Annotated in this window: 16 protein-coding genes; 7 read left to right on the top strand and 9 right to left on the bottom strand. The window is 37.0% G+C overall.

The window, feature by feature from the left end; genetic code table 11:
• Positions 1-349 precede the first annotated feature (349 nt).
• The 4 genes from AC13EX_RS01160 to AC13EX_RS01145 form a co-directional block, all read right to left on the bottom strand.
• Positions 350-1,033, bottom strand: coding sequence for an ABC transporter ATP-binding protein (locus tag AC13EX_RS01160; RefSeq protein WP_339676401.1), 684 nt, complete (start codon positions 1,031-1,033; stop codon positions 350-352).
• The gene (locus AC13EX_RS01155; protein WP_482891212.1) at positions 1,034-2,293 is read right to left on the bottom strand and encodes an ABC transporter permease; all 1,260 of its coding nucleotides are present in this window, start codon (positions 2,291-2,293) and stop codon (positions 1,034-1,036) included. It lies immediately after the preceding gene.
• On the bottom strand, positions 2,293-3,375 hold the full coding sequence (locus tag AC13EX_RS01150) for an efflux RND transporter periplasmic adaptor subunit (protein WP_482891211.1): 1,083 nt from the start codon (positions 3,373-3,375) through the stop codon (positions 2,293-2,295). The genes AC13EX_RS01155 and AC13EX_RS01150 overlap by 1 nt, the downstream gene beginning before the upstream one ends.
• A gap of 310 nt (positions 3,376-3,685) precedes the next feature.
• Positions 3,686-4,417 (bottom strand): SDR family oxidoreductase, encoded by a 732-nt coding sequence (locus tag AC13EX_RS01145; protein WP_482891210.1) that lies wholly within the window; start codon positions 4,415-4,417, stop codon positions 3,686-3,688.
• Between the two features lie 311 nt (positions 4,418-4,728).
• On the opposite strand from AC13EX_RS01145, the gene AC13EX_RS01140 reads away from it, so the two are divergent.
• Positions 4,729-5,583, top strand: a complete 855-nt coding sequence (locus AC13EX_RS01140; protein WP_482891209.1) for a 6-bladed beta-propeller — start codon at positions 4,729-4,731, stop codon at positions 5,581-5,583.
• A 432-nt stretch (positions 5,584-6,015) separates the two neighbouring features.
• Here AC13EX_RS01140 and AC13EX_RS01135 read toward each other — a convergent pair whose 3' ends face one another.
• The 5 genes from AC13EX_RS01135 to tilS all read right to left on the bottom strand — a co-directional run bounded on the left by AC13EX_RS01135 (position 6,016) and on the right by tilS (position 13,415).
• Entirely contained in the window at positions 6,016-7,674 is a 1,659-nt protein-coding gene (locus AC13EX_RS01135) for a mechanosensitive ion channel family protein (protein WP_339711321.1), read from the bottom strand.
• Between the two features lie 57 nt (positions 7,675-7,731).
• The gene (locus AC13EX_RS01130) at positions 7,732-10,449 is read right to left on the bottom strand and encodes a hypothetical protein (protein WP_482891208.1); all 2,718 of its coding nucleotides are present in this window, start codon (positions 10,447-10,449) and stop codon (positions 7,732-7,734) included.
• Positions 10,450-10,549: 100 nt separating this feature from the next.
• Positions 10,550-11,488 carry a malate dehydrogenase gene (mdh, locus tag AC13EX_RS01125; protein WP_048642048.1) on the bottom strand — a complete coding sequence of 313 codons (939 nt, stop codon included), beginning with the start codon at positions 11,486-11,488 and terminating at the stop codon, positions 10,550-10,552.
• An 87-nt stretch (positions 11,489-11,575) separates the two neighbouring features.
• On the bottom strand, positions 11,576-12,091 hold the full coding sequence (locus tag AC13EX_RS01120; protein ID WP_482891207.1) for a Crp/Fnr family transcriptional regulator: 516 nt from the start codon (positions 12,089-12,091) through the stop codon (positions 11,576-11,578).
• Entirely contained in the window at positions 12,084-13,415 is a 1,332-nt protein-coding gene (tilS, locus tag AC13EX_RS01115) for a tRNA lysidine(34) synthetase TilS (protein WP_482891206.1), read from the bottom strand. Before tilS ends, AC13EX_RS01120 begins: the two co-directional genes overlap by 8 nt.
• Before the next feature lie 49 nt (positions 13,416-13,464).
• Here tilS and AC13EX_RS01110 point away from each other — a divergent pair, with 49 nt between their 5' ends.
• From AC13EX_RS01110 to porD, 6 genes are all read left to right on the top strand, one after another.
• Positions 13,465-15,072, top strand: coding sequence for an OstA-like protein (locus tag AC13EX_RS01110; protein WP_482891205.1), 1,608 nt, complete (start codon positions 13,465-13,467; stop codon positions 15,070-15,072).
• 219 nt (positions 15,073-15,291) lie between these two features.
• Entirely contained in the window at positions 15,292-16,005 is a 714-nt protein-coding gene (locus AC13EX_RS01105) for a T9SS type A sorting domain-containing protein (RefSeq protein WP_482891204.1), read from the top strand.
• A gap of 65 nt (positions 16,006-16,070) precedes the next feature.
• The gene (locus AC13EX_RS01100) at positions 16,071-16,997 is read left to right on the top strand and encodes an outer membrane protein assembly factor BamD (RefSeq protein ID WP_482891203.1); all 927 of its coding nucleotides are present in this window, start codon (positions 16,071-16,073) and stop codon (positions 16,995-16,997) included.
• 14 nt (positions 16,998-17,011) lie between these two features.
• Positions 17,012-17,329, top strand: a complete 318-nt coding sequence (locus AC13EX_RS01095; RefSeq protein WP_048642042.1) for a DNA-directed RNA polymerase subunit omega — start codon at positions 17,012-17,014, stop codon at positions 17,327-17,329.
• Position 17,330: 1 nt separating this feature from the next.
• Positions 17,331-18,560 carry a bifunctional phosphopantothenoylcysteine decarboxylase/phosphopantothenate--cysteine ligase CoaBC gene (gene coaBC, locus AC13EX_RS01090; RefSeq protein ID WP_482891202.1) on the top strand — a complete coding sequence of 410 codons (1,230 nt, stop codon included), beginning with the start codon at positions 17,331-17,333 and terminating at the stop codon, positions 18,558-18,560.
• 199 nt (positions 18,561-18,759) lie between these two features.
• Positions 18,760-19,671, top strand: a complete 912-nt coding sequence (porD, locus tag AC13EX_RS01085; protein ID WP_048642040.1) for a type IX secretion system protein PorD — start codon at positions 18,760-18,762, stop codon at positions 19,669-19,671.
• Positions 19,672-19,685: the final 14 nt, after the last annotated feature.

The raw sequence follows: 19,685 nt of genomic DNA, 5'->3' as shown, positions 1-19,685 counted from the left end.
CAAACGACTATTCCTTGGCAAGTTGCTCCTCAGCAGAGCTTGCCTCCGCTTTATCGTGGTACTGTAAGTTAAATGAAACTTCTTAGAAATTAAAACACTTACTATATTTGAAAAACAAAAGTGTCAACCATTTTCAGGACGAGACAGTCAGGACGGAGAAATTCTAAAACATAATCCGGGTTTAACCTAGATTAGTCTAGGCAACAAATCAACTATCAATGTAGTGATAGCCCATGGTTATAAAAAATAATTGGGGTTTTATGCAGGACTTTATATGTTTTTGAATTTTGTATAAAAAAAATCTGGCTCGACTTATATAAAGCAGAATGCATGAAATTCAGAAAATAAATTATCCTCTCAAAAGCTTACCATCACCCAGTTCAATGATGCGTGATGTTTTATTTGCAAAATCCATATCATGAGTCACCACCAAAAGTGTTTTATTGTAGGCCTCGGTAAGTTCTTTAAATATGTTAAACACAATGTCAGCATTTTTGCTGTCCAAATTACCTGTAGGCTCATCACACATGATAATCAGCGGATCATTGATCATGGCTCTGGCTATGGCCACCCGCTGTTTTTCTCCACCAGACAATTGATAAGCCATTTTATGCGCCAATTTCTCTATGCCTAAATCTTTCAGGTATCCATAGGCATTGTGTTCTAATTCTTCTTCACTTAATTTATCCAACTTAAAGCCCGGTAACATCACGTTCTTCAAGGTCGAAAACTCATTTAACAAGTAATGAAATTGAAACACAAAGCCGATCTTCTCATTCCTTATAGCAGCCAACTGTCTTTCAGATTTGCCTTTGACACTTATTCCATCTATTATAAGGTCCCCTTTAAAATCCGAATCCATGGTGGAAAGAATATAGAGGAGAGTGGATTTTCCACTGCCTGATTTACCAATAATAGAAGCATACTCCCCTCTGGAAAGGCTGAATGAAACATCTTTCAATACATCAACCTTTACGGGGTTTAAAAAGGATTTGCTGATGGTCTTGGCCTCTAAAATAATATTGTTTTCCATTTATTTTCCTCTAATAATGACCACAGGGTCAACCTTACTTGCTTTTTTGGCAGGGAACCAGCCAGCAAAAAAAGTAGTCACCAAGGCGAATATTGCGGCTATGGAATAATATTGAATACCATAGTCAATCGGATAAGTAGTTACCATCGGCATCGTTGGAGAGTCAAAGGGGATGGCATCTATGGCTAAGGAAAGCAAGAAACCAAAAAGCACACCTACAAATCCGCCAACAACACCAATACTCAGAGAAATTGAAATGAAAATCTTCTTCACATCATTACCGGCAAATCCTGTAGCCTTAAGTATGGCAATGGTATCCATTTTTTCATATATAAGCATATTAAGAATATTATAGATACCAAATCCCGATACTATCAATAAGGTAACCCCTACAGCGTAGGAAATAATAGACCGCACTCCGCTTCCAGTTTCAAACTGAGCATTGGCCGTTTGAATATCCTCTGCATCAATTTTAAAGAAGTGCTCATATTCTTTGGCAATTGCCGGCGCCCGGTTTAAGTCCTTTAGTTTTACTTGAATGTCACTGATGTAATTATTATTTACACCAAGTATTTTCTGGGTAGTTGACAAGCTGGCAAAACTCTGTACTTTGTCTATCTCAGAGATACCGGACTGAAAAAACCCAATGACTTTTAAGGAAAACTGCTCTCCTTCTGTGCTTGTGACCGTGACAATATCACCAACCTTAGCCCGCATGGTATTGGCAGCTCCTTGACCCAAAATTATGCTATTGTTTACATGATTGAGATCCAAAGAATTTCCAGCAAAGACATAATCATTGAAGGAAAAATAAGCTGCTTCCTTCGCGGGATCTATCCCATTTATTATCCCATTAAGATCTATATTGCCTAAGTTATAGAAAACTTGAGCAGTTACTTTGGGGGCCACTCCCAATACCCTGTTATCCATAGAAAGCTTATTGATTATTTGGGGAGCATTGTATATTTCTTTTCGCGAATTGGTAGGTTTTACTGAGCTTATAAAGTTATAATGGTCTTTGAAATCTTCACTCAACTCAATAGGTTGTATTTTGGAAGGAAGGATATCGTTGTAAAGTCTTATATGTGGGGTTCTATTCAACACTATCCCATCCAATAGTTGGTTTAAACCCTCCATAAAACCCAATAAGGAAATAAACAAAGCTATGCTGAAAGTCACCCCCACAGCAGCAACAAATGTCTGCTTCCATCTGGCTCTCATCAAGGCTCCGGAAATCTCTGTGATGTGTTTGACCTTCATTATTCCGGCAATTCTATCCTTGTATTTCCATCAATACCATTTTTAATTTCTACCAAATCATAATCCATTAGGCCTGTTGAAACCGTCCGGACTTCACCCCCTTCCAGTATCACAGAAGAGTCATTGAATAAATAATTTCTTGGGATGGTTAAAACCTTTTCTTTGGTTTGGATTAAAATACTGGCCTCTACTGTCAGGTTGGGAAAAAGTTGGGCAGGCCTTTTGATAAACTTCGCCTCTGCCTGAAAAGACCTTGTACGTGAATTCATCATTGGATCAATGGAAATTATCTCAGCTTCGAAAACTTGAGACTGGTAGCTATCCATTCTAATAAAAACCCGCTGACCTTTATTCACTTTTACTCTATCAAATTCATCAATATTCAGTTCAATTAAAAAATCAGCACCCCCAATCACAGCCGCTGCCTCTGAACCATTGATTAGGTCCCCCTCTTCTCTATTTACCTTATAAACCCGTCCATCTAACTCACTTTTAATGACATAATCATTTTCCAATAATTTCGCGATCTCTAAATTATTTTTGCTTTGTTCGGACTGTAGTTCAAGTTGCCTCTTGACCTCCTCATAATTGGTGTGGGCAGTTGCTAGGTTCAATTTTGCATTTTCATAGTCCAATAGCCTTTTTTCTAAAATCACTTTAGTCCCAATACTTTTGCTCCACAGCTTTTTTTGTCGCAGATACAATAAGGAGTCATTGGTCAATTTCTTTTTTGCAAAAGCTATGGCATTTTCTGCATCAAGCAATTTATTTTCGTTAACCGAAAAATCAGCGGCCACCGATGCAAGCCTCGCATTTTCAGTAGCAATTTTTGTGTTTTCATTGTCCAATTGAAAAATAGGATCCCCCTTTTTTACCAAAGAGCCTTCCTCTACAAATACCTTTTTAATAGGACCATTTACCTTTCCCTGAACTTCATATTGATTTTCACTCTTTATAAAGCCTGATGCATAGACACTTTCTGTTATGCTTTTTAATTCAGGACCAATTACATCCTTCTTATTGCTGCAGGAGAACAATGAGGAAACAAACAACAGCAATACAACTCGAATACAATTATTCATTCATCTGTTTTTATCGTTCTTTCACTTCTTACCATATTCAGCATTAAAGATCAAGGATAAATTTATAGGGTGCTGCCGAGGTCAAGGATTTTATGCCTATAATTAATGCGTTTTTTAGGCTAACTTATTAATTTAGTAAGTATAAGTAAAAGAAATATTATTATCAACCCATTTAAACGACTATTAATAATCCATTCCCCCGAAACAGACAAAGAAAACACACCCTAAACAATAAAAGTTTTGGAAATGGAGAACAGTAGAAATTGCCCAGCTTATAAGCAATAGCATTGAAAAAGGATAAAAAGGAAGTCTAGGCTTTCCCGGTAGGTTTGATCAATAATTCATTAACATTAACTGTGTCTGGCTGATTTAAGACATATAACACAGCCTGAGCAATGTCTTCCGGTTGAAGCTTGGCCTCATCTCCCCCATAATCTTTGTCCTCCAGCAATTCTTTGTCGGTAATATCATTTCTTAGATTCGTGGCTACAGTTCCCGGCTCAATAGAGGCCACTCGAATATTAAATTCCGGAGACAACTCCATTCGCATGGCTCTTGACAGGGCAATAAGCCCAGCTTTTGACGCACCATATACGGCACCTCCCTGATACAACTCTTTTCCATCCACGGATGTAATGTTTACAATATGTCCGGACTTTTGGCACTTCATTTCCGGCAATACTTCATAAATACAGCGAAGCACTCCCTTCACATTTACATCTATGGTCTGCAACCATTCCTCAAGGTGCCTGTTCTTCATATAACTCAAAGGCATTACACCGGCAGCATTTACCAAGATATCAATACGATTGTATTTGTCTTTGATTTTCTTAAAACCCTGGGTCACACTTTGACTATCACTTACATCTATTTCCACCGCCATGCTTTCATGAGGCAATTTTGCTTGGATATTTTTTAACTTTTCAATGCTTCTACTTGCCAAAATGACCGTACATTCATTTTCGGAAAGCGTGGTAGCTATTGCTTTGCCAATACCACTACTGGCACCAGTAATTACTGCAACTTTATTTTCAAATTCCATAATTCTTCGATTTAGCTAAAAATTCATTTGGAATAACAGGTTCAAAAATCAAACCATAGTTATTAAAATGAGGTCAACAACTTCGAAAATTGACTAATTAAACAGTAATTTCATACTTTCAAGGAACATTCCTCCTGAACATTATTAAACCCATAGTTTTATTTTATTTTTACAGATAATTTTAATACTTTCTTCACTAGGTGACTTTCCAATTTTTTCCCTAAACCCGTGGATTTGGGATAGATTTCTTCATATCGTTATTTGAGATATTATCAGTAAAAAAAAATAAATAGTACTTAATTGTAGATTTAATGAATTCATATAAAATTTTCTTATCAATCATAGGCTCATTTTTATTATTTCAGTGTTGCAACAATAATATTAAAAACACTAGCGAAAAACCACTTTCTGGCATCCCAATTATAATAGATACTTCCAAAGTACTAGACTCCATCGATGTATCCACCATAATAAAAAAATTAGAAATTACCCATTTAAAACCTAATGAAGGAGATTATATCTCTGAAGTTTGGAAGGTGGAATTCCATGACATTTTTTTTGTTTTAGATAGGTATGGTAGCAATCGAATTCATATTTACAATACTGAAGGAGAATTGTACAAAAGCATTGTTCCGACTGGCAACGGTCCAAATGAAGTTTCCACGATCACAGACTTTTGGATTAATAATAAAGGTAATCTCGAAATTTTTGATTCTTCACTAAATCGTATATTGATTTTTGATGAAAATTATATGCCAAAAAAAAGTTTTAAGGGTGAGGATCGTCTTTCATTAACTTCAATCCAAAAGATTGAAAATAAATACATAACCTATGGTGGTTTCAATTCTTCCCATCATAATGAGTACTTTAAAGTCGGTATTTTCGATGAGACCTTTAAAATTGAAAATGCAGCTTTCCATTTTTATGAAGTTTTTAGAGGGGCTCTAATTTCAACTCCAACCGCTCCATTTGGAAAGGTTGGAGATGAATACCTATTTTCACAGAATTATGACAACACAATTTATAACATAAGTAAATCGGGACAATTTACTGCACGGTTTCAACTAAACTACTCTCCTAACCCACTCCCTTATGATTTCAATGAAAAATTAGTAAGGCAAAATAGTAATTTGTTTAAATCTCAAGACGTGGATTCAAAAGAATAAATAAGCTTTACAAGGGTTATTCCGGCTTTAGAGGGAAATGGTTAGAGTCAATCAACTATTCCATTTTCAGTTCTTTCGACGAAAAACAACAAGGTTTTGTTTGTATTTACGATAAGGACAATAAGAAAATTATTGCCAAAGGTATAAGCCTATATCTCACTGACAGTCGCTTAATTATTCCCTATCTTCCCTATTTTTCTACCGTTAATCCATCAGAGAATTGCTTTTTCACTGTTATCACTAAACATGAATTAATCAATTTCATAGCAAAAGATAGCCCTTTCTTTGGATTAGTCAATAAAGAGGAAAGTGAAAGCAATTTTCTTGTTAAAATTTCATTGTAATAAATCCTATTTAAAGGAAAAATTATCATCCTGTAGTTAATGTAATAAGGGTAGACTGGCCATATAATTGCATGGTAAGCATCTCCATTTATTCCTCCCCTTTCTCGGTTTTAATAAAAGCATCCAGACGCTTTTGATAGGCAGCCTTGTCATCTTCATAAACAGGCATCAGCCCTTTTTTCTCGGGGAAGGTTTCCATATGTAAAGTTTGCGTTGGAAAAGCAAACCTAACCCCTAATTCATTGGCAAGTCGAATCGCTGATAGAATCAAATCCTCTCTTGCCTTTAGTTCTTCCGGCCAGGAAGGCACCTTGAAAAAGACATAAAACATGATGTCTAAGCTATAAGCTGAAAGATTGTTCAAATAAATATTGTAATAGTCTTTTCTAGTTTTAGGGTGATTTTGAACAATTTTACGTAAGCCACTTAAGTAAACCTCAATCAACTCCGGAGGAGTATCATAGGTAATGGTAATATTGGTATAAAACCTCCGATATTTTCTAAGTCCATGGTTATCAACAGTGGCATCAGCAATTTTACCATTCGGGATATAAACCAATGAGTTTCTAAAAGTCCTGACCCTGGTTGAACGAAAGCCTACTTCCTCTACTGTCCCATCTACTTCCCCACTAGTGATCCAATCACCTACCTGAAATGGTTTGTCTATAAAAATCATAACGGAGCCAAAGAAATTTTTGATGGTATCTTGTGCCGCCAAAGCAAAGGCAAGACCACCAATAGACAAACCTGTAAGGAAAGGGACAATATCTATACGTAATCCGTATTTTAATATAAATAGAGAACCTATTACAATTACAAAAGTCTTGAGGGTCTTCCGGACCAAAGGCACCAATTGGTCATCTAAGGTAGAAGTGGTTTTATCAGCCATCCTTCCCATATAGGCTGAAAGCACATCCACCAACTTATAAAAGATGACCGTAACGATAAAAGGTTCTGCGGCATTCAGGAGTATGGTAACCCAAGAGGCCACACTAATCGGAAGTTGTAAAACCCGAATAAAAATAGCCAAGAGCAAAATTATAATGTAAATACTTATTATTCTAGCCACTGGAAGGAGGTACTGCTTCGCAATTTGTCCATAACCGGATTTGATGAGGAAGTAATAAAAAAGCCTATCGATCAGTAGAGTGAAAAGTTTATGGCTTGTAAAAACCATCAAGACTAAAAAGAAAATACCTGTTAACTGCCATAAGTAAAGACCAAAATAACTTTGGCTACCTATTCTAGGCAATATATCAAGCAATTTAGCTGTCCCCAAGGGATAGGTTTCTTGGTGTAATGCTTTTATATTTTTAACAGTGGCCGAAGAAAACTTCCAACGATCCCCGACTTTCTCCAGATAAACGGCAGGAAGCATTAGCTCATCAAAAACATACACTTGCTGACCATTCCTAACAGAATCTCTAAAGTCGGCAGAATTAGGCACAGTGTTCATCCGAACAAAAACACCTTTACCATCAAAAACCTGCTTCAGTTTTACAGCTAGGGCAGCTGCGTCCTGCCCTTCACTTCCCTGCATATTCAATGCCTTGGCAGCAATTTCAGGATTATAATTTGGTTCATTCAGGTTATAGAAAAAAGTATAGGTCGTGTGATAGGGAGAGCTAAAATTATTGTGATCTGTGGTGTCTTCAAGAATCAATGATCTGGAATCAAAAACCTGCGCTTGAACAGAAAACAAAAACCCAAAAAAAACTAAAAAGCCTATTACTAATCTATTTCGCATGCAATTATCCATAATTAATTATACCCCTCACTTATTAAATTTTCCTTCTATATTAATTTATAATGGTATCTTATACTCATAAAGCTTGTCCCCATATACTGTTACAAGCGTGTATTCATTTTCACTTCCCGAAAAGTTGATCCAAAGACTTTGACTAATACTGATTGGTTTTTGATTGATCAGTTGACCTTTCCCATTGTACAAATAGGCAAAATCCTGAACTTTATCCAATACTGCGAAAATTTTATTCCCATCACCAAAGGAAAAATACTTGTATTCTAAAGCGCTTGAGGGAATACTCATCTCAAAAAACACCTGTTCATTTGGTTTGAGCACTTTAAGCTTATTGTACTCCTCTATAACCCAAACGTAATCAGATTTATTCTGATCGTTGACCAAATTAAACTTGGTATCTGTATCAGGTCTAAGCAATTGATTTCTATAAGTAAGCTCACCTTTGAAGTTCACATTTATTACCTCTCCAGCCTCATTGACTGTCACGAGCTTGGAAGGCTCTTTGTTCTTGCTTTCTTCAATGGCATAAGCTGTGGAAATGCCATCCCCAAGTAGAATGCCACCACCTACTTTCGACTCCCCTTTGCGGTTAAACAGGTTTAGTTTACCATTGTTGTGAAGACTGACCATAAAATCGCCCAATCCGGGTTCACGGTGGTGACCTGGCATATAACTTAAAGGCCCAGCACTGTTGGTATTTGGTGACCAGCCTTCCAGCAAATTGCCTTTCTGATCATAAAGATACAAGTCTCCCTCCGTGTCTGCTACAAAATACCTATAACTTCGATTGTTGTCATAATCCAATACATTTAAAAAGGCGATTTCTTTGTCCTCTACAAAAGGAATGGGATATTCAGGTAATAAATTCCCATACCTATCAAGGGCATAAATAAAGTCCCTTGTAGCAAAAACCAGCTGAAGTTTACCATTTTTAAAATAATCAATTTGGTGAACCTCACTTAAAACAGCACCTGGAATTCTCTGAGAAAATACCCGCTCCCCTTCACCACTTATAAGATGTATAAAATTGTCTTCATCCTGCACCAAAAAATCAGTGCTTCTATCATTGAAATTTTGAATTCCCTTAGGCCCAAAAATCAAGGGCTTATCAAAAGATGTACTTCTGGATTCGGAAAGAATCATTTGCCTATTTATTTCCGGCTCACCTAAATCAATGTCCAAATTGATTTGCACGCTACCTTCCTTAAAGATGGAAATATTTAGCCAATCAAAAGAGCGAAAAATAGGAGCATACTTTTGAAATACCGGGCTCCAGGCAGCATCACTATTTTGAATTAAAATGGGGTAAAACCGGTCATTGTTCAATATCAAACGAATAGGGGCTCCATTGTTTTGTTCCTTCAGTAAGTCCTTGTAAGCAAAAGATTTTCCCCAGGTATTGTCATTGTAAAAATCCTCCAAAAGGTTTTTTACTGTTTTTAGACTGTTACCAATTATCAGATGATCTCCAGCCATAGAAACGTAACTCCTAGAAAAGCCCGTAAAATTCCCCTCAAAAATATGGGCAGGAAACTCTTCTATGTCAAGCATAAAGATTTCTTTTCCCATAAAATATTCTTTGAAGAGCTTTGTGCTATCGTTTTGACTTACTTCTAAAGCAAATTTTTCCAGATTTAGGTACCTCCTTGCAGTGTTCTCTGGATGAAGCAAAAGAATTTGGTTAGGGTTTTTATCAAATAGATTTTCTTCAAGCACCATTGTGGCTTCCCCTCCCAATCCATTTAAAAAATCCTGTATTTCTAGGCTTTCGTCTAGTGTAGCTACTATTAAAGGCCTTGGTTTAAATGCCAAATTAGGTATTTGTTTGAACCCTTGAAAACTCGAAAACAAGTATTGGGTGACCCATGCAGCCCTATTGCTTATTACCGGAGCAAAGGACAGGCCACTAGGAACATTACCTTCAAATTCCATGGTGCCTGTTGTCCCATTGGTATACATTTGTCCACTAAACAAAATGGAGGTATCACTAAAAGCAGGGACCAAATTTGAGGACAATTTGTTCTCTCTAAGGTTTTTCAATAATAGCTCTGCATTGTCGTCTGTCAATTCATTGACCAAAGCGGCAAATCCTTCACCAGAAAACCTTAGTACCCCTCTGGAATTCAATGGGGTTGACGGTTGGAAGAGATGAGGTTGGGATTGTTTGAAGTTTTTCAACTCCAAAGATTTTGCATAGCGTATGCCATCTTCTACAAGAAAAGAAGTATGGCTTCCCATCAACACATTTTCAAAACGGGTAAAGGTAAAGGTTTGCTCTCCCCTTTCGGTTTTAAACTCGTAGAGTTCCACACCACTGTAATTTCTTTTCTTTAAACCAGGAATACCATTATCAGGTCCTTCTTCCAGGTTTTTAAGGAATTCAAAAAAATGCTCGTTCTCAAAGGCAACAGAAATTAAAAACCCAAATGCACCTTTTCCAATAGGGTGCAATGACAAGCGAAATCTATGCCCTTTAAGGTATTTATCAAGGTTTCCATTTTTCCCAGTTATACTGTCCAGTAAAACCAATTGGGATTCCACATTAGCAAGAGCGGGTAAAATGTGAAGTTTCTCCCATACGGGTTGGTTCACCAAGTTGTTCCAATACCCCACTGGGTCATTGGTTTCAAAAACGAAAATGGCATTTGAGGGAACTACTTCCAACCCATTTAACTTGGAGTCAAAAAAATCATCCTTCACCAATAGGAAAGCGATGAATCCAAACACCAAAATCAATAAAATTATCAGCAGATTTTTCAATAGGCCCTTTTCATTTAATGTTTACCAACTACACATAAAAAAACAAAAAAATCCCAACGATTCAAAGTTGGGATTTTTTTATGACAATATAAATTTCTAATTATTTGTTTCCGATTTTATCCAAAACGGCCATCACTTCTTTCACATGACTTCTTGAAACTTCCAATAGCGCTTTTTCATCGCTATTCAAATCCAATTCAATAACTTTTTCAATACCATTTTTACCAAGGACTACAGGTACTCCCAAGTAACAATCATCAATTCCATATTCTCCTTCTAACTTAATACATACAGGGAATACTCTTTTTTGATTCTTAACGATCGCTTCTACCATTTGAGCAGCTGCAGATCCTGGTGCATACCATGCAGAAGTACCCATCAATTTAACAAGCTCTCCACCACCAGATTTGGTTCTTTCGATAATCGCATCTAAAGCTTCTTTACCAATTAATTCAGTAACAGGGATACCTGCAACAGTAGTATATCTTGGCAATGGCACCATGGTATCTCCATGTCCACCCAATAAGATCGCTTGAATTTCTTTTGGAGAAACATCAAGAGCTTCAGCCAAGAATGCTCTATATCTAGCAGTATCAAGGATTCCTGCCATACCAATTACTTTTGTTCTTGGTAATTTAGAAACGATATGAGCCTGGTATGTCATTACATCCAATGGATTGGAAACGATAATGATAATGGCATCTGGCGAATGTTTAACAACATTTTCTGTTACCATTTTCACAATACCAGCATTGGTTTCGATCAAATCGTCTCTGGTCATACCAGGCTTACGTGGTAAACCTGAAGTAATTACTACTACATCAGATCCAGCAGTTTTAGAATAATCGTTTGTACTTCCGATAGTTCTGCTATCATAAGCATTGATAGGGGCTTTTTGCCAGATATCCAATGCTTTGCCTTCAGCAACACCTTCTTTGATATCAACTAATACTATTTCTTCAGCTATTTCGCGGTAGGCCAATACATCTGCACATGTAGCACCAACATTTCCGGCTCCGACTACGGTTACTTTCGTCATTTCTTATAATCGATTTAGATTGATGTTTTTTTCAAAATTTGCGCTAAGATATTAAAGAATGTGCTTTATATGAAGGATTCATCATAATTATTCAAACATCTGCCCGAGGTTGAAAAATCCATAGGATTTCTTGTAGGAAGAAAATAGCTGTTGGTTCCTACTGTTGTAGAAGGTTGCCAGTGAGCTCATCATTTTAGCTTTGATCTTTTGGTTGCTCTGAAAAATGTCTAAAATAGCATAATTTGGAATTACCCATAAAATTGCCTCTTCTGTATCTACTATCGCTGTATAAATTCTTTTGGAATTTTCCAGCATAGAATTTTCACCAAAAGGTTCGCCTTCTTTGATTTTTATTATGGTTTCAAAATCTTTTCGAATATCAATATTCAATGTTACTTCACCTTTTTCAAGGATATAAAGTGCCTGACTTGGGTCATTCCTGAAAAACACAACCTCATCCTGCACATACTTTCTTTGATGAATAGCAGGCAAAAATCTGGACATTTCCTCAAAATTCAGGTGCTTAAAGAATTTTACTTTGCCTAAAAAAGCAAACTTCTCCCGCTCAGCAGGACTGTATGTTTTTCTAAAAGGGTTATTCATCTATATGTTTATTTATATAAAACACCTTTCTGGTACTTGGACTTATCTTGAATCTCTCATCTATTCTAAACCCCAGCAACCACACGATCTTCTCTTTGGAACAAAGCACCTTTACTTTGTCCTTTTTGATCAGCGGCACCTTATTGTCTATTAAATAGTCGCTTACTTTTTTGAAGTTATGCATCCCTAAAGGCATAAATTTATCTCCCTGCTCCCAAGTTCTCAATGTCAAAGGGAAATCAAGTAAATCTAAATCAAGTAAGGCATTCTCTGAAGATCGATCCAAAGGCCTTACGGAATCAAGCTTGGCACAATTGTACCAGGTCTTCCCGTCAAGGGAAAATCCATTTTGTTCTAAATCTATTTCTACGGGTTTATCAATTTCTGGTTGTTTTCCCAGTAGCAAACTATCTCTGTCTATATTGAGCACCCATCCTTCCGATAGAAACTGCTTCCCTGCTTCATGACTGTCTATAGCACACAAGATATCCTCAATTTGGGCATATACAAAGCCTTTTTTTCTTAACCAGTAAAAAAGTAAGGAGGATCTTCCTGGCGCCCCAAGCAGGCTATTGAAAGGCATGATCTCAAAACCTTCTTTAGAGATCACGTTTGCGCTAATCCACTGGTCAAAAAGATAAAAGAATGCTTTTCCAGTGTCCTTTATTCTATCAAAGCTGTACTGTATCAATTCCGGCCCCTTGGGATCGAATTGATGAAACAAAGGCAATAGCTTGTGACGGACAAAATTTCTTTTGTATATGGTCTTTTCATTGCTACTGTCCTCCCTCCATGTCAAGTTATTTTCATTCAGGTAGGCCAATATTTCTTGTCTAGAAAAAGGCAAAAGTGGTCTTCGTATAAAATCTCTTTTACTACTCATTCCATACACCCCCTCTATCCCTGTTCCTCTCAATAAATTGAGCAATACCGTTTCTATCTGATCGTCAGCATGGTGAGCTACAAGAACTCCCTGTGTGCCCAAGCTGGAATTTAACTCTTCAAACCAACGGTACCTCAATTCCCTAGCTGCCATTTGTAAAGAAACTCCCATTTCCTCCATATAGCCAAGGGTATCAAAAACTTTGGTATGTACAGGAATGCCAAATTGCATGGCAAAATTTATCACAAATTTTTCATCTGCATCACTTGCTTCCCCTCTAAGCTGAAAATTACAATGTGCTATCGCTATATTGAAGCCGTTTCTATGGAGCAAGTGCGTCAAAACCACACTATCTATTCCGCCACTGACCGCCACAAGGTAGGGCAATTGCACATCCAAAATTTTATTTTTGCGTACATGATCTATAAATCGCTCCAGCATAAACCAAAAGTACTATTTTATATTAATTTTGCCTCGGAAATCAATTCGAATGACAAAGATCAAATTTATTTTATTTTGTTTACTAACTTCTTTGGTCTTTACAAAGGTCCAAGCCCAGAAGGAGCAAAGCCGTGTGGAAATATTACAAGCAGAGCAACTTTTAGGAGGCAACGGTTTTGAAAGATTACTGACAGATGTGATTCTAAAGCACAAAACATCATTAATCTACTGTGATTCTGCCCATTTCTATTCAGAGGACAACCTTGCCAAACTTTTTGGTAATGTCAAAATTGATGATCAGGAGGATTCGGTCACCGTCACTAGTCGTTATGCAGAGTATGACGGAAACACTCAGCTTGCTTTGTTACGTAACAATGTAGTATTGGTCAATGAAGGCACAACACTATACACGGACTTCCTGGATTATAACCGAGCCAATGGAGAAGCCATATATTTTAATTCCGGGATGGTCAAGGACAGTACCAATGTACTGACAAGTGAAAAAGGGATTTATGAAACCCAGATTGAAAAAATCACCTTCAATAAAAAAGTGGTTTTAGAAAATCCTGATTACACCATGCGGTCCAATTCACTTTTTTACTACACCACTACAAAGATTGCTGAGACAGAAAAGCTCACCAATATCCTTTCAAAAGAGGGAAACAGGTTAAATGCCCAGAAAGGGAGTTTCTACGATACTGAAAATAAAATTTTCAGATTTTATGATGGTGATGTTGAATCAGAGACCAGTATCGTGTACGGTGAGGAACTCTTCTTTGACGAGAATGCACAATACTATGAGGCCAAGGAAAACGTAAGTATTTATAACAAAGAGCAAAATGCTGAAGTCTTTGGAGATGAGGGAAAATATTGGGAGGGGAAGCAGTACTCCGAAGTTTATGGAAATGCCTTGGTTCGAAAATATTTTGAGGTTGACACCTTATTCATGATTGCAGACACCCTTATCTCTCAGGATGGACAAAATGCTGAGGACAAATACACACTTGCTTACCCCAACATGCGATTAATAAAAGGAGAATTGGCAGGAAGGGCGGATTCTATGGCCTATATCTACGCAGACTCAACGGTTCATCTTTATACTGACCCAATATTGTGGAACAACAAAAGCCAAATCACTGCTGATAGCATACAGTTTACAATTGCCAATCAGGAAATCGACCAAGCTTTATTGAAGGACAATGCATTTGCCATTACAAGAGATACCATCGCCAATTTCAATCAAATCAAGGGAAGAAAAATGACAGGTTACTTCCTAGATGGAGACATGGAAAAATTGGATGTGGAAGGCAATGGAGAATCATTGTATTTCGCCATTGAGAATGACACTACCATAAAGGGGATAAACAAATTGCTATGCGGGAGAATAATCATGGAATTCAAGGAAGGAACCGTCTCAAGAATTAGCCATACTATAAAACCAGAAGCCTCCTTTACCCCTCCCCATTTATTTGAAAAAGGAGAGCAAAAATTAGAAGGTTTTATATGGAGAGGTGAGGAAAGACCAAATAAAAAACAGGTAGATGATTGGCGAACGCCTAAAATTAGAGACAAAAACCGTTACAGCTTCTTTGATGAGCCTGATGTAGAACTGCCTTACCCTGAGAATGATGAAATACAAATTCTTATCGATAATTAATAACTATTAGAGTACATATTACATTTTTATGAAAAAAAATAATTTTATAAATTTTTTTTAACGGCGAAGAATAAAAAAAATTTCATAATTGTTAACATTTTTTAACCCAAACCTACTGATAAAGTGGAACCAATTTGGTATTTTTATACGTATATACTTCTAAAAGAGGAGAGAAATCCACTGTTAACATAAATCGAAATATATAGAACTGAACTCTACATGAAAATATTTTTATCACTTTTAATCACCTTACAATTGTTTGCGCTACAGACTGTAGATGGAAGACAAGTACGTGTGCTAAGTGATAAAATTGAGTTTAGTGGCAAAGTAAATACAACACAGAGGAAAACCCTTATCCTTCAGAATGACTCAAACGAAAGTGCTACGTATTATCTGCGCTATCTTCAGGGAAATGTAGGTTCTTCACAGAACATACTAATCTGCATGGGTGAAAATTGTTTTGATCCAAGAAATGAACTTTCTCAAATTAGGTTTACTCTTGCCCCTGGCGAGGTCGCAACCAATATTTACATAGAATTTGAATTGGGCATTACGCCAACAAAAGGAACCTTCGATTTACATTTCTTCAACACATCCAACCCAAGGGATGCTTTTATTGTGGAAAATGTATACAATGTTACCTCTGATCAACCTACAGACAATGTAAGTCATAAAGATGTGGACATGGGTGAAATATATCCAAACCCAAGCGTCAGAACATCACAGATAGAATACAAAATTAAAAATCCAAATGCCAATGTCAGGGTAGTGATCAATAGCTTTATAGGCAATCCTATTTATGATTTTCATCTGGATGCCAGCCAAAAAACCCTAATAATCCCAGTAACAGACCTGAATCCAGGTACTTATTTCTACACTTTGATCGTTGACAATAAAAACATTGTCACCAAAAAACTCTACGTCAAAAGGTAAGATTGAGCAGAAGCAGTAGAACTGCCTTGATAACCAATTATTAATCCATTATATTTGCAGGTCAAATGACAAAAGTACACCAATACATATTTATTTTCCTTGCCTCATTGCTAACTTTCGGTTGCGGTGAATTTTACAAGTTAGAGAAGAGTACCAACTGGGACGAACTCTACGAAGCAGCCAACAGGTACTATGATGAGGGCGAACACAACAAGGCCATCATCCTGTACGACAGGGTTTTACCTGTTATCAAGGGTAGTGGAAAAGCAGAGTTAGCAGAATTTAATTATGCTTATGCTCATTTTAGGACCAAGAGATATATTGAAGCAGCAGAATATTTCAAAACCTTTTTTGACACCTATAATCGTTCCCCACTAGCTGAGGAGGCTTTGTTTATGAATGCCTATTCCTTGTACTTGGACTCTCCAGATTTCAATCTGGATCAAAGAAGTTCAAAGGAAGCCGTGAATGCGATCCAATTATTTATGAATCGATTCCCTGAATCTGATTCTTATGAGCGGGCGATTTCTATGATCGACAATCTTCAAAAAAGGTTTGAGGAAAAAGCATTTGAAGAATCCAAAATGTACTATCGCCTCACTGAAGGATTATTTCCAGGTGAGTTTTATAGAGCTTGTATAGTCAACTTTCAGAATTTTGCTAAATCATTTCCTGACAGTGATTACAATGAAGAGTTGGCTTTCAAATTGGTAGAAGTTAGTGCTGCCTATGCTGAAAGAAGTGTTTTTGATAAAAAAGAAGAACGATTCAGTCAGTCCTTGGATTTTGCAAAAGACTTTATGAAAAAGTATCCTGAAAGTAAATACTTAGAAACTGTCAATGAAATTCACGCAGAATCGAAAGAAAAACTGGATGATCATTATGACATCAAGGAAAAGTATGAAGCCAGGACAGCAGAGGCATTAAAAATACGAGAAGAAGAAAAAAAGAATCAGGAAGCTACAGAAGTTTTAAAGAAAGTAGGCAATTAAAAACAATTATATATATGGCTATTAATCCATCAATTATCACTAGAGATTTAGACAAAGTGGCTGAGAAATCAGGAAATCTTTATCAATCCATTTTCACTATTTCTCAAAGGGCCAAGCAGATTTCATCTACAATGAAAGAAGAGCTTAACAACAAGCTTTCTGAATTTGCTTCGACCGTAGACAACCTTGAAGAAGTGTTTGAAAACAAGGAGCAAATAGAAATCTCAAAATTCTATGAAAGAATGCCTAAACCAAGTACTTTGGCTATGGAAGAATTCATGGAAGACAAAGTAATGTTTAGGTTCCCTGAAGAGGAGGAAAGCCAGTCTTAAGATGCCACTATCAGGCAAACGTATTCTACTTGGCGTAACTGGAGGAATAGCGGCATACAAAGCAGCTCATCTAATTCGGTTATTGGTCAAATCACGAGCAGAAGTCAAGGTCATAATGACGACTTCTGCTCTTGACTTTATAACCCCACTTACTCTCGCTACCTTATCAAAAAAACCAGTTCACATTGATTTTTTTGATAAAAAAACGGGAGAATGGATCAACCATGTCGCTTTGGGAAATTGGGCAGACCTTATGGTAGTTGCACCCCTTTCTGCCAACACCTTGGCAAAATTCGCCACAGGACAAAGTGACAGTCTACTAACCTGCACCTATCTATCCTGTACTAGCCCTGTACTTGTAGCACCGGCAATGGATTTGGACATGTATCAGCATCCCTCTGTGCTAGGTAATCTCCAGACACTGGAAGGTTACGGAAATCATGTGATGGAGGCAACATCTGGAGAATTGGCCAGCGGACTGATAGGCCAAGGTAGAATGCCGGAACCAGAATCAATACTTGAGGCCATCATAGGAATACTAAACCCTGACACCGTATTTACTGGTAAAAAATTCTTAATTACCGCCGGACCTACGCAGGAAGCGATTGATCCGGTAAGGTACATTAGCAATCATTCAAGTGGCAGAATGGGTATTTCCTTAGCGGAAAGAGCTGCAGAAAAAGGTGCTAAGGTTACCCTAGTATTGGGGCCTACGGCTTTGAAACCAAAGCCACATCCCAATATAGAGACCATATCAGTAGTGACTGCATTGGAGATGTTTAATGCCACAAAAACCCACCACACTGAATCACAGGTGGTCATATTTTGTGCAGCTGTTGCTGATTACCGATCAGAAAAGCCTTCTGATCAAAAAATCAAAAAGAAAGAAAATGCACTAAATATTTCCCTAATAAAAAATCCAGACATTGCTAAAACCCTAGGTGAAAACAAAAAGCAAGGTCAGGTTCATGTGGGGTTTGCCTTAGAAACAGATGAAGGTTTAGGCAGTGCTGAAAGGAAATTAAACAAAAAAAACTTTGATTTTGTGGTTTTAAACTCCCTACTTGATCCTGAAGCAGGCTTTCAAAAGAACACAAATCAGGTTACCATACTATCAAAAGGGAAGGAAAAAATAAAAACTCCAGTATTGACTAAGGACATATTGGCCACGCAAATACTAGATAGGATAGCTTCCATTTTAGAAAACCAGAAGTACAATAATGTCGTTTAGTAATTAGCGATAAAAAATTATTTTAATTCCTGTAATTTAGGAAATTGGGTAAATCATCTGATATAAGAAATAGTATACTCTTCAGATTGTACCTTTACAAAAGCTGCTGAATCAAATTGTAGAAGTTTTAGCAGGTAACGAATGGCAATAGCCCATTTCGGATTATTATGTATTTGGGTTATAATAATTTAAAGATCAAATGATACGTCCGGTAGTTTACTTATTGTTCTTATGTTTATCTATGGCATCCTTTCCGGTGCTATCACAGCAACTCAATTTCACTGTTACCATTAATAGTGAACGTGCCAAAACTCAGGATACAGATATTTTTGATCAGATGAAATCTGCCTTCGAACAGTTTTTGAATGCTAGAAATTGGTCCGATACGGAACTCAAGCCTCAAGAAAGAATAAAAGGCAACTTGTTAATTACCATCAATGACATGCCCCAAGTAGGTTTGTTCAGTGCTACGGTTCAAATTCAAACAGTTCGTCCAGTGTATGGATCCAATTATGAAAGTTTGATTCTAAATTTCGCAGACCGTAACTGGACATTTGAATATACAGAATCACAGCCTTTGGAGTTCAACCAATATTCGTATTTAAATAACATTACTTCATTGCTATCCTACTATGCCTATATAGCACTTGGGATAGATTATGATTCCTTTTCACCAAGAGGAGGAGATTCTTTTTTCGAAACAGCCAACAATATAGTAGCCAATGCCCAACAATCCTCAAATCCTGGATGGAATCAGAACCCGTCAGACAAACGGAACAGGTATTGGCTGGCAAATGATCTGTACAACTCACAGGTTATGGTTCCAGTAAGGGATGCTTATTATCTTTATCATAGAAAAGGGCTGGATTTATTGACTACGAATCCAACAGAAAGCTACCAAAATATCCTGGAAGCCATTAAATTGATACAAGAAGCCAATCAGGTGCAACCAAATAGTATTCTAACGATTAGTTTTATGGATGCTAAATCGGATGAAATTAGCAAGATACTTAAGGCTGCTCCCATGGAATTGAAGGAAGAAGCCGTAGAAGTATTGCTCAAGGTAGACCCTAACAATGCCAGAAAATACAATGATATTTTGAAAGGATAATCCTCAATTTTGGC

This window comes from Cyclobacterium sp. L-R (genome assembly GCF_056859355.1).
The sequence above is the reverse complement of the archived record's forward strand: the minus strand, read 5'-3'. Positions and strand labels throughout refer to the sequence as shown.